We start from the raw sequence: 11135 nt of genomic DNA, 5'->3' as shown, positions 1-11135 counted from the left end.
GGATCCCGGTGCAGATACGATGGCTCAAGGCCGTGCGGGCCCCTCTTGACGTCACAATCATGATCGTCTCGCACGGCCGTTTGCATGCTCAGACCGGGGTCTCAGCTACCGCGCACGACGTCGTAAGGGTGTCGCGGTGTGGCGAGGGCGTCTTGCGGGTTGGACGTTCGGGGAACGAGGAAGCGGAGCTCAATGGTGACGTGGGGTAATGGAAGCGTCCGAATGCCCTTGCAGGTCACATGCTCTGCGTGGGTGGTGTCGTCGTGTGCAGGGGGGCGAGGGCATCGCGGAGATCTTCGAGCTGCTCGTCGATCTGCTGGTGGGCGTGGGCCAGCGCCGCCGCCAGCGCACTCGAGTCGAACCTGTACGTGCCGGAAACCTCATCCATGCTGGTTACAGCTCTGCACCCGCCTGCGGAGGGCCATCCCCAACCCGGTTGCGGCATCCAGCCCGAAGCGCGGCATGATGATCACTCGTGCTGCTTCGACTTTGCGCCTGCCGATAATTTGATCCGCCCAGGTCATCCCGCCTGCGGTCTTGACGACGGCCACAGCAAGATGATCACCTGTGCTGCTCCGCCTTGCTTATTTGACCGTCACGAACACCTTCGCCGCGCTGCGCCTGCTGCCGATCGGCGACCGCGCGAAGACGAAGACAAACGATCTGATCAACAGTCCGAACCGTGGTTTTCGCGCGGGACAGGTTGGCAACGGCGTCGAGTCCCGCCCGCTCCGGAGCAGTCACGCGAGCCCGGGCGAGAAAAACTCTGCAGGCTCGTATTACGTAGTGATACGATGGATGGCATGGCAAAAACGCGTATCTCGATCAGCCTTGAACCGGCCCAGGCCGAGCGAATCAAGGCCGCGGCAGCAGAAGGCGGTCAGGACGTCTCGGCATTCATGGTCTCCTCATCACTCGCCGAGGCCGCGCGCAGGGAGCGCATTGCGGCATCCTTCGCAGACATCGACGCCGCCATTGCGGCCGCCGAAGCGGAAGCCGATACCCTCGTATGGCCGCCCCAGGAAGAGATGGCGCCGGAGGAAGCGGACCGCATCCGCCAGGAGATCATGGCGGCCCGCGCTCGCGCCACCGCTGTACGTTCCCGCCGGGCTGCCGCATGAACTGGGGCTGTCCCACATGCCCTGATGTTGCAACCCTCGGCGACGTCGTCTATGACGCTGGGATGCTCATCGCCCTCGCGACACCAGGCAGTTCGCGGGCCGGGCGGCAGCACGCCGAGTACTGCCTGACGGGGCGGCCGGTGGTCCCGGCCCCGGTCATCGCTCAAGCATGGCGCGGTGGAATGAAGACGGCGCACCTGGCGCGGGCGCTCAAGGACTGCGCAGTAGTCTGCTGCTACACCGAAACCGAATGGCGTCGGATCGGTGAACTGATCGGCAGGGCAGGGCTGAATCGGAAGAAAAAACCCGACCCCGTGGACGGCCTGGTTGCTCTGACTGCCCTGGAGATTGATGCGGCGATCATCGCAACCTCGGATCCCGACGACATCCAGGCATACCTGGACCAGATTCCCGGGAGCGAGGCAATCGCCGTACTGACCGTGTGATCAGACCTATGGGGCTCAAAAACACGAATCGTCGTGCCGTTTTGGAGTCCTTCGCCTGTGCCGCTCGAAAATACGATTTGGCGCTGTGAGCTGTGGAGATGCGGCAGGTCGCAAGTCCTGTTCGGGTTGCTGTTGACCTCGATTCTTCCAAGGTTTGACGGCGACACCGTGAGCGGCTGGGTGCCCGTTATGTCCCTTGCCGTGCGGCGGGTCGTCGCATGCGGTGCGAGGGCGTCGGCTTCCACGGGGCCGATGGTGGTGCGTTCCCTCCTCTCCGGTGTCGTCGGGGTGGTGGCCGGCCTGTGGGGCTCAAATATAGGATTCGGCCGCTGATCTGCGGGTTCTTGGTGGTGTCAACTGGCGATCTGGTACTCGTTGAGGAGTCCGCCGAGGACCGCTGTGCGGTGGACGCGGTGCTGGGCGAGGTTGATGGGGCGCGGTGGTCCGGCTTCGGCTTGCGATGGGCAGAGCTGGCTCAAGGCTCGGTGAGGCCGGTGTCCGTTGTAGTGCTCCAGGTAGCTGGTGAGGGTTCGGCGCAGGTGCCGTTCGTTGAGGATGAGCGTACGGTCGAGGAGTTCGCGGCGTAGGGTGCCAATGAACCTTTCGGCAGTGTGCGTTCGCTTTCGGGTGTGGGTGCCGAAAATCTCATCCATAGGCCGTGACCTGCAGATTCGCGGATACGGCTGTAGGTCGCCGGACGGGTACGCCAGGATGGTCGATCGTGCTGCTGCGACTGCCCTACCTGGCGCTCACGAGCGTCTTCGCCTTCATGCGGCTGCTGCCCATGAGCGACACGGACAAAGACATCGAAATTCTGACGCTGCGCCACCAACTCGCCGTCCTGCAACGCCAGGCCGACAAACCCCGCCTCACCCCGCCCGACCGCGTGCTCCTCGCCGCCCTGCTCCACCGACTCCCCCGGGCACGACTGCGGCAGCTGCACCTGATCGTCTCCCCCGACACCGTCCTGCGCTGGCACCGAGACCTACTCCGCCGCCACCACGCCAATCAATCTCGCACCAAACGGCCAGGTCGACCGCCCACCCACCGCGGCATCCAGGCCCTCATCCTGCGCCTGGTCCGAGAGAACCCCAGTTGGGGCTACCGGCGCATCCACGGCGAGCTGACTACGCTGGGCATCAAGGTCGCCCCCTCTACGGTATGGGAGATCCTCCAGCACAACGGCATCGAGCCGGCACCCCAGCGCGACCATCAGACCTGGGCCGGCTTCCTGCGCAGCCAGGCCCACGCGATCCTCGCCGCCGACTTCTTCGAGACCCGGACACTGACCGGGGCTCGCCTGTACGTCTTCGCCGTCATCGAGCACGCCACACGCCGCGTCCGCGTCCTCGGCGCGACCGCCCACCCCACCGCGGCCTGGACCGCACAACTCGCCAGAAACTTGGTCATGGACCTACAGGACGCCAGCGTCACCATGAAGTACCTGATCCGGGACCGCGACAGCAGGTACACGGCCGCCTTCGACGCCGTATTCGAAGACGAAGGCATCGAGATTGTGAAGACCGGCATCCGCGTACCGCGCATGAACGCGGTGATGGAACGATGGGTGCGCTCATGTCGAGCCGAGCTCCTCGACCGCACCCTGATCGTGAACCAGGCCCACCTCCTGCACGCGCTCCGCGAATACGAGACCTTCTACAACCAGCACCGGCCCCACCGCACCCTCCACGCCGCCGCACCCCTGCGCCCACTCCCCCAACCGATCACCGAACCGGACCAACTTGACCACCTCGACATCCGACGACGCGATCGACTCGGCGGCATCCTGCACGAATACGCACACGCCGCTTGACCTGCATGGACGCAATTATCGGCACCCACAAGGGCGAAGAAGCCGGCCACGGCGGCCGCCCGTGGCCTTCGGCGGCTTGGGCCGCCTGTCCCACAACGCTGTCATGCGTGAGAAGAAGAGCTGCTGACGCTGCAGGTCCAGGAGGGCGGATTCCGGTCGTACGTCCTGTGCTGCGGCGTCGACGCGTGCTTGGGTCCAACACAGTCGGCAGTGCCCCGCCCGCAGGGGCAGCCGGCCCGAGCAACTCCCGCACATGCCGACCTCGCGCCCGCCGGCGAAGTTCGAGCACGCTTCGCAGCGCCGGTCGAACAGCAGACCCCAGGACAAGCACTCGGGGCAGGACTTCGGCCGCACGGGCCCTCCTCACATCGGCGGCAAGGAACGGCCGTCCCGACGACGGGGCACCACCGCAGGGGCTGGGGCCGGGGAGCCGACGGCGGCCCGGACAGTGCTGTCCTCGCCGGGACGGGCGACATTCTGCGGCTCGGGGATCAGCAGTTCGCCGATCTCGCAGCCCAGGACGACGCAGATGACGTCAAGGTCCTCCAACTTGAGGGAGACCGGCTGGCCGGACCACAGTCCGGACATCTTGCCCGCCGAGATCACCAAACCGTGATCGGCAAGGCTGCGTTGCAATTCGGACGCCTTCCAGATGCCCTTGTTCGCGGCCGTCAGCCGCAGGTTCCACCTCATCGAACAAGCCCTTCCAGCCGCTTCGCGGCCCGCTCCATCCCGGCTACCCAGGCGTCCTCGACCCGGGTCTGCTGCACGTGGACATACCGCATCGTCGTGGCGATCCATGAATGTCCCAAAACCTCCTGAATTGCAATCAAGTCAAGGCCGTTCAGATAGAGCTGGGACGCGCAGTAATGCCGCAGAACGTGCGGGGTCAGCTTGTCCGCCCAACCGGACAGGTGCGTCCCGACGGCGGCCACCAGGCCGTTGCGAAGGGCGTCGTCACCCACCCTCCGTGAGGAGCCGTCGGCGTTCTTGCGCTCGGAAGGGAACAACGGGGCGCCGGGGCGGGTATGGTCGTCGCCGAACTGGCCCCACACGTCCTCGATGAACCACCGCAGGGTCCGGCCCGCACCGTTGATCAGCGGCACCATCCGCACCCGTGGCCCCGAGCCGCGCTTGCCCTTGCCATAACGGACATGCAGCTTTCCGAACGGGCCCAGATCCCACTTGATGTCGTCCAGGTCGAGCCTGCACGCCTCGTTCACCCGCAGCCCAACCTCGGACATCAGCTTCGAGGCGGTGTAGTTCCTGGCGGTCGGGGCGAACTTCCGACAGGTGGCCAGCTCTCCGGCCCAGCCGGTGAACAGCGCGGCGACCTCCGACTCGACCGGCGGGATCCGCAGCTCTGCGTCCTTGGATCCGCGAGGACGGTTCATCTCGTCGATCGGGCACTCGACCACTCGGCCGGTCATCGCGTGGAGTTCGACCTTGTGCCGCAGCTCCAGGAACGCGAAGTACGTGGTCAGTGCCTGGGAGCGAGCCAGGCGGGTGCCGCTGGGTGATCCCCGCAGGACGCGCCCGAAGTAGGCGTCGGCGTCTGCGGGGTCCAGGTCCCACAGTGGCCGGCCGAACCAGGTCCGCATCTGGTCCAGGTGCCCGACGTCCCCGCGAATGGTCCCGTCCGCCAGCCCGGCTGAGGCCCGGGCGAGGACGAACCCGGCCAGGGCATCAGTCTCGAACTGGGCCAGTTCCTCCGCCGAGACAGGAGCCCGGTGCTCTCGCATGTCCCGCACGACCGCTAACGCCGCCAACCCGAGCCCCCTCGCTTTCATCCGGACCGCAGATCACTCGGACAAGACGAGAACGATTCAGGAATCCCGAAGTTACGTCAGCAGACAGTCGAACCGTCGACGCAGGAAGAAGCCCCTGGCCACAGGGCCAAGAGCTCAGCGAGGCTCAGGGGAACCCGTGGGATGTCGCACAGTACGGCGGCACCACGACGCGCGGCGTCACCAGCTCCAGGTGTTGAAGCAGCTCCTCCCGGCAGGGCAAGGCAGAGTGCCGCGTCCTTGCGGGCCCCGTCCCAGGCTTGGAGCTTGATGCCCCGGTAGCCGAGGGCAAGGCACTGGTCCGCGACGTCGAGGATTTCTGTTTCTGGTCATCGGACGGGTCGTTCGGGGCGCGGGGGTGGCGGTCAGGAGCCCCCGTACGCCTGGAGTTCGTAGATGCTGCCGCCGTTGTAGTTCGATCCGGTGATGGTGAGCCGCAGGTAGCGGGCGGACACCGGTGACGATGCGGAGGAGTAGTTTGCCGACGACGTGGTGTTGGCGGCGGTGTGGTTGTCGAGGGTGGACCAGTTCACGCCGTCGCTGGAGTACTCCAGGAGGTACTTGTAGCCGCTCGGCTTCTCGAAGGTGGTGACCACGCTGAAGAGCGTCGTGACCTTGCCGAGGTCGACTTGGATCCAGGAGGGGTCCGGCAGCCCGAGGCCCTGCGCCCAGCGGGTGGACAGGTTGCCGTCGACCGCGAGATCAGGGGTGTTGGGGCTGGAGTACGACGAGACGGTGACCGATTTACCCTGCGCGAGGTCGTTGAAATTGCCGTACGCCTGGAGTTCGTAGATGCTGCCGCCGTTGTAGCTCGAGCCGGTGATGGTGAGCCGCAGGTAGCGGGCGGGAACCGGTGATGCGGCGATGGAGGTGTTCGCGGCCGAGGTGGTGGCCGCGGCGGTGTGGTTGTCGAGGGTGGACCAGTTCGTGCCGTCGCTGGAGTACTCCAGGAGATACTTGTAGCCGCTCGGCTTCTCGAAGGTGGTGACCACGCTGGAGAGCGCTGTGACACTGCCGAGGTCGACCTGGATCCAGGAGGGGTCCGGCAGCCCGAGGCCCTGCGCCCAGCGGGTGGACAGGTTGCCGTCGACCGCGAGATCAGGGGTGTTGGGGCTGGAGTACGACGAGACGGTGACCGATTTAGCCTGCGCGAGGTCGATGTTGGCGGGCATGGTGATGGTCGCGGCCGGGCTCGGTTGCGACTGGTTGAAGGCCGCGTCCAGGGCCACGACGGTGAAGCTGTACGCGCTCTGCGGTGTCAGACCGCTGACCCGCGTGGTGGTCTTGTTGGTCGTGACGATCCGCTTGCCGTCCTGGTAGACGTCGTAGTTGGTGACGCCGACGTTGTCGGTCGCGGCGGGCCAGCTCACATCGGCGACGCTGGGCAGCAGCGGGGCGACGGTCGGCTTCCCGGGGGCGTTCGGGGCTTGCTGGTCGGTGTTCGGTGGCAGGGCCGTGCCATAGACCTGGAGTTCGTAGATGCTGCCGCCGTTGTTGTTCGATCCGGTGACGGTTAGGCGGACGTAGCGGCCGTCGATCTCGGTGGCGGCGGGTGAGTAGTTGGTCTGTTCGGTGGTGGCTGTGCCGGTGTGGTCATCCAGCGTGGTCCAGTGATCCTGGTCCGGCGAGACCTCGATGCGGTACTTGTAGCCGCTGGCCTTTTCGAGGGTGGTGATCACGCCGCTCACGTTGTACTGGGCGCCGAGGTCGACCTGGATCCAGGAGGGGTCTGGCAGGCCGAGGCCTTGGGCCCAGCGGGTGGACAGATCACCGTCGACGGCCAGACCGGGGGTGTTGGGGTCGGAGTACGACGAGACGGTGACCGGTTTGCCCTGGGCGAGGTCGCCCCCCGATGGCATGGTGACGGTGAGCGGGGAGCTGAGCGGGGATTCGTTGCCGGCCGCATCACGGGCGGTGACGGTGAAGGTGTACGTGGCCCCGGCGGTCAGACCGGACAGGCGTGCCGAGGTGCCGCCGGAGGCGCTGATCACCTTGCCGCCGCTGTAGACGGAGTAGCCGGTGACAGCGGTGTCGTCGGTGGCCGCGGGCCAGCTGAGGTAGGCGACGGTCGGGAAGTCGGTGACCGCGCTGGGCTTGCCGGGGGCGGTCGGCGCGGTGTGATCGGTCACCGCCGGGTCCGGGTCCAAATACTGGTACGCGGGCTGGAGGCCGGCGTTGTCCACGATGGAGGCCGGGAGCTGGTCACACCCACTGACGGTGGTGTTGTTGGTGATGGTGTCGTTGGTGCTGTTGAACTGGGTGGTGAACGCCGGCTGCGTGGTGAAGTTGTACTCGGCGTTGATGTCCATACCGTGGTTGAGCAGCAGCCACTGATAGGCCACATTGCAGAACGCGTTGTTCGTGGTGGTCCAGTAACGGCTGCCCTCGTCTTGGTAGATCGCCCCGTACGCGGGCGTCGGAACATTCGAGATGTAGTTCCCGGACACCACACCACCGGGGTTGGCGCTCAGCGTGTAGATGGCGCCACCGTCGGACTGCGACTTCATGATGTCGCTGATCTCGTTGTCACTGACCACGTTGTTCTGGCTGGTCGTGGGGGTGGTCCAGACCGGTACACCGGAGTTGCCCGGGTAGTTGCTGTCACCGCCCGCGTCGGTCAGGCCCCAGCCCCAGCCCACCGAGATGCCGCTGTAGGGCAGGTTGTACACCTTGTTGTGGGTGATCACGGTGTGGTCGGTGTAGCCGGCGAGGATACCCACCGAGCCGTTGTACTGGTCGGCGACATTGGCGACGACATTGTTGTCGACCGTGTTGTCCTTGGTGATATCCCGCGTATCAGTGGGATGGGCGTCGATCACATCCGTCCCGCCGACCTGGATACCGGTGGCGGCGACCTCCGTGAACACGTTCCCGGTGATATCCGTGCCCTGGGTGCCGGTGTTCAGATTGAGCCCGACCGCGCCGAGATGGGTGAAGGTGTTGCCTTCGAAACCGATGCTGTGGCCGAAGCTCACATTGACCGCACCAGGCGTCTTGACCCAGTTCAGGCGGGTCGAGTCGAAGTCTGTGTTGGTGCCGACGATCCGGAACCCGGCCTGGCCTTCCACCATGCCGTCGCTGGAACTGGGCGCCAGCCAGGTGGAGTACGAGAACGTGATGCCCTGGAAGGAGACGTTGCTGACCGGGTTGTCGACAGTCCCGTTGAGGTCGACGAGGTCTTGGACCTGCGGGATGGTGACGGTGGCGGTCGTCATGTTCTGCCCGGCCTTGGGCATGTAGTAGATGTCGCCGGTGCTTTTGTCCAGGTACCACTCACCGGGGGTGTCCAGCAGCTCGCGGGCGTTCTCCAGCCAGGTCGGGTTCTGGATCTCCTCACCCTGGTGCAGATTGGCGTTGTTCCAGCAGGGCTGCTGCATCGTCATGGTGTTACCGGAGATCGACTGCACCGGGCAGCGGTACAGCATCCAGCCCCAGGCGCTGACCACTTCCATGTTCGACACGCTCTTGTACGAGTCGAGACTGGTGTCGGTGAACGTGTAGCCGGTGGAGGTCTTGGTGAACCCGGAGGGGTTCTTCGCACTGCGCGCCCGGGTCTCCAACTCCCCGTTCACATACAGCTGCCGGGTGTCGACATTACCCACATGCGCCTTGTACACGTTGTGCGCCGCATCGGAGAGGGTCCAGCCGGTGACCTGGCTGCCGCCGCTGACCACCGGATTGGCACCCGGCGCGGCCTCGTACACGACGCGGTAGCCGTTGGTACCGGAGTCCTGGCTGGTCAGCGTGAACGTGCTCGCCAGCTGGTAGGTACCGGACATCAGGTCGACGTGGATGTCGCTCTGCATGTTCTGGTTGATCGTGCGGACGAAGTTCCGGGCTTCGTCGAGCGTCTTCAACGGGTCCGACGCGCTGCCAGAGGCGGTGTCATGCCCCAGCGTCGGGGAGACATAGACGTAGACGGCGGCGGCCGCTGAGGAGGCGGCCTGGGCCGAGGCCGCGCTGACCGGTGCCAACACGGTGGCGGCCAGGGATATTCCGGCGATGAGGGTGGTTCTCCGCCTCAGGGCGCGGAGCAGAGCGGGAAATTTCGACACTGAAAGTTCCAATCGGCACCGGGAAAAGGGAGTTGATGACGCCCGGGCTGCGGACGCCAGGTGCTGCCGGGCGCCCGCTGTGGCGCGGACGGCCCCTGGTCTGTGCGCGGGCGTCCGCTAGGAAGCGGACCTTTCCGGCGATGGCGGCTGCGACGCCGCCACGGACTTCGACGCCCGCTCTTCGGCCGCCGACGGATCGCGGGGCGGCCGGTGAGGTTGAAGAGTCAGTCACGGATCTTGCGCTCGAACTGGTTCTGGGTGGTGTCGATATGCGCGGTCATCAGCTCTGCGGCGCTGTCCACCTCGCCTGCGGCGATTACCTCGACGCCGAGGTGCTGGGTGCCGGCGACCTAACGAGCCGGGCACGTCACCGTGGAAGAGCAGTACGTCCGGCTGGGACACTAAACGGCCGATGTTGGCGACGCTCGACCGCAGGAACACGTTGTGGGCGGCGATGCTGACGCAATCGTGGAACAGCGCGTCGGCGCGGGCGAATGCCTCGGCGTCGACCGCCTTTCTGGCCGCAAGCGAGACCTCGGCGCTCTCCCGCATCGCCCGGACCTCGATCGGGGTGGCGAGGATTGCGGCACACCGCGCCGTCTCCGACTCGATCAGACGACGGTAGCCCAGAAGCATCAGGATATGCTCCATGCTGGTGGGCTGGAAATGCGCGAGTTGGTCGTCGGCTAGCGCGCCGGGCGACGCGGAGACGAAGATGCCCGCTCCCTTGCGGACGCTGAGCCGGCCGATCGCCGCCAGGACCTTGACCGCCTCACGGGTGACGTTGCGGGTCGCGCCGAGGATTTCAGCGAGCCCCTGCTCGGCGACGTAGTTCAGCAGCCGCTCCGCGACCAACTCGTACCCCGGACGGTAGCGGTCTGACGCCTCGTCCGGCCCCTCGGGGTCGGCGTTGGCTGTGCCGCGCACTGGCAGCCTCCTCGCTACTCACAGTGGATCAGATCTATTTGCGCGGCCACTATGGCATCGGAGTGGCCGGAAAGGAAGCTTCGCGCCGAACTTCGTCGGTCGAGTGCATAACTCTGTGAAAGCAAGCGGACAAAAGTGACCATAGTCGGACCAGGCACGCACAGGGATCCCCCGATACATATGGTCCTTGCAGCCGCATTGAACAGATTCTTGCAAGCGGGCAGCCCTGGCGGCGCGACAGACTGCCGTCAATGTGGAGCCGGCATCGGGCAGGAGCACGGTGTGGGCGGTGCGATGCCCCGTTTCCATCACGCTGTGGGACTCTGTCGCCCGATTCGCGGTGAGGGCCGATTCCATCAGTTTCACCAGCACATTCACCGTCAGTCGCTGGTCGGTTCCGGCAGGTCGGCCGAATCGGGCGACAGAGTCCTACAGCGCCCGCCGTTCCCCAGTGACGTGGGCATGTTCGGCCGCCCGACACTGGTGCAGAACGTGGAGACCCTGGCCCAGGTCGCGCTCGCCACGGCCATGGGAGCGGACACGTTCCGCGCGGCAGGCACCGACGAGACCCCTGGCACGGGCCTGTTCTCCGTCGGCCCTTCGGCGGACCCTATGAGGTGGTCGAACGGCCGTACGGCTATGTGCTGCGCGACCTGCTCGCCGAAACCGGACTGCTCGAGGGCGCCCGTGCGGTGATGGTCGGCGGATACGCGTGCGGGCTTCTCGCCCCGGAGGACTTCCACACGCCTCTGACCCCGGCCGCGCTCATGGCCGCGGGCGCCTCACTGGGGACCAAGTCGGTGCAGGTCATCGGAGAGCGCTGCTGCCCATGCTGCAGCTCCTGGTTCGGCTGCTCCTGCCAGGCGATCGCGACACGACCTGGGCGACGTCAGCGGCAGGTTGGGGTCCTCGGCCTCGCCGAGGAAGTCAGGCTCCGCTCGGCCCTGGATTATGTTCCGCCTGATGAGTACCAGCAGGCGTTCTGG

The 11135-nt window shown here is 66.0% G+C and carries 11 protein-coding genes; 4 read left to right on the top strand and 7 right to left on the bottom strand.

Features of this window, described 5'->3' with window-relative positions:
* Window positions 1–235 precede the first annotated feature (235 nt).
* Complete coding sequence (locus FCI23_RS57755; protein ID WP_169317403.1) at window positions 236–388, bottom strand: hypothetical protein; 153 nt, start codon at window positions 386–388, stop codon at window positions 236–238.
* Window positions 381–551, bottom strand: a complete 171-nt coding sequence (locus FCI23_RS57750) for a hypothetical protein (RefSeq protein WP_169317402.1) — start codon at window positions 549–551, stop codon at window positions 381–383. Before FCI23_RS57750 ends, FCI23_RS57755 begins: the two co-directional genes overlap by 8 nt.
* A gap of 243 nt (window positions 552–794) precedes the next feature.
* Here FCI23_RS57750 and FCI23_RS57745 point away from each other — a divergent pair, with 243 nt between their 5' ends.
* Window positions 795–1121 (top strand): hypothetical protein, encoded by a 327-nt coding sequence (locus FCI23_RS57745; RefSeq protein ID WP_169317401.1) that lies wholly within the window; start codon window positions 795–797, stop codon window positions 1119–1121.
* A 62-nt stretch (window positions 1122–1183) separates the two neighbouring features.
* Window positions 1184–1567, top strand: a complete 384-nt coding sequence (locus FCI23_RS51455; protein ID WP_246144859.1) for a hypothetical protein — start codon at window positions 1184–1186, stop codon at window positions 1565–1567.
* Window positions 1568–1920: 353 nt separating this feature from the next.
* Here FCI23_RS51455 and FCI23_RS51450 read toward each other — a convergent pair whose 3' ends face one another.
* Window positions 1921–2220, bottom strand: coding sequence for an integrase core domain-containing protein (locus FCI23_RS51450; protein WP_136730844.1), 300 nt, complete (start codon window positions 2218–2220; stop codon window positions 1921–1923).
* Window positions 2221–2288: 68 nt separating this feature from the next.
* On the opposite strand from FCI23_RS51450, the gene FCI23_RS51445 reads away from it, so the two are divergent.
* On the top strand, window positions 2289–3380 hold the full coding sequence (locus FCI23_RS51445; protein WP_136730843.1) for an integrase core domain-containing protein: 1092 nt from the start codon (window positions 2289–2291) through the stop codon (window positions 3378–3380).
* A 363-nt stretch (window positions 3381–3743) separates the two neighbouring features.
* Here the strand turns inward: FCI23_RS51445 and FCI23_RS51440 are convergent, their stop codons facing one another.
* The 4 genes from FCI23_RS51440 to FCI23_RS51420 all read right to left on the bottom strand — a co-directional run bounded on the left by FCI23_RS51440 (window position 3744) and on the right by FCI23_RS51420 (window position 10149).
* Window positions 3744–4073, bottom strand: coding sequence for a helix-turn-helix domain-containing protein (locus FCI23_RS51440; protein WP_136730842.1), 330 nt, complete (start codon window positions 4071–4073; stop codon window positions 3744–3746).
* On the bottom strand, window positions 4070–5122 hold the full coding sequence (locus FCI23_RS51435) for a tyrosine-type recombinase/integrase (RefSeq protein ID WP_246144858.1): 1053 nt from the start codon (window positions 5120–5122) through the stop codon (window positions 4070–4072). Before FCI23_RS51435 ends, FCI23_RS51440 begins: the two co-directional genes overlap by 4 nt.
* A 410-nt stretch (window positions 5123–5532) precedes the next feature.
* Window positions 5533–8973 (bottom strand): discoidin domain-containing protein, encoded by a 3441-nt coding sequence (locus FCI23_RS51425; RefSeq protein WP_246144860.1) that lies wholly within the window; start codon window positions 8971–8973, stop codon window positions 5533–5535.
* 477 nt (window positions 8974–9450) lie between these two features.
* On the bottom strand, window positions 9451–10149 hold the full coding sequence (locus tag FCI23_RS51420; protein WP_246144857.1) for a FadR/GntR family transcriptional regulator: 699 nt from the start codon (window positions 10147–10149) through the stop codon (window positions 9451–9453).
* A 617-nt stretch (window positions 10150–10766) separates the two neighbouring features.
* On the opposite strand from FCI23_RS51420, the gene FCI23_RS51415 reads away from it, so the two are divergent.
* Window positions 10767–11135 (top strand): hypothetical protein (locus tag FCI23_RS51415; protein ID WP_407646156.1); only part of this gene is annotated, 369 nt, incomplete at its 3' end.

Origin of the sequence: Actinacidiphila oryziradicis (genome assembly GCF_005047355.1) — a bacterium.
Classification (GTDB): Bacteria; Actinomycetota; Actinomycetes; order Streptomycetales; family Streptomycetaceae; genus Actinacidiphila; species Actinacidiphila oryziradicis.
The sequence above is the reverse complement of the archived record's forward strand: the minus strand, read 5'-3'. Positions and strand labels throughout refer to the sequence as shown.